1 protein-coding gene is annotated in these 357 nt (G+C 45.7%); it reads left to right on the top strand.

All coding sequences use genetic code 11. From position 1 onward, the window contains the following. Positions 1 to 357 (top strand): hypothetical protein (locus KMS84_RS39420; protein WP_256921469.1); only part of this gene is annotated, 357 nt, incomplete at both ends.

Raw genomic sequence — 357 nt, 5'->3', positions numbered from 1 at the left:
GGAGCGCATACGCTTGGAAGAAAGATAAAACGTGCCAGTTCTCAAGCCTTCCAGATCGCGTCAAAGCGTCGTTGAGTTTATTTGGCTATGAAGTTCCTGATGACATCAAAGATGCTAAAGAAGAAATACTATCACATTATAATGTGAAACTTTATGTCGCCACCTTAGAGGCGAAGGTGACTGACCTTCGTGATGCTGTGAACGGCAGGGAACTGACAATCAATGATCAGTCAGTGCATATTAGGAGTATTGAATCAGAGTTGTCACTGCGTGCGAAGCGCCTTGCGGAATTTGAACAAGAGTTAGTTGCTCGGGGAGAGCATATCGCAGGCCTGACCAGCACGATCAATGATCAGA

This window comes from Streptomyces hilarionis (assembly GCF_024539675.1).
GTDB classification, from domain to species: Bacteria; Actinomycetota; Actinomycetes; order Streptomycetales; family Streptomycetaceae; genus Streptomyces; species Streptomyces hilarionis.
This window is presented reverse-complemented; position numbering and strand designations above follow the sequence as displayed.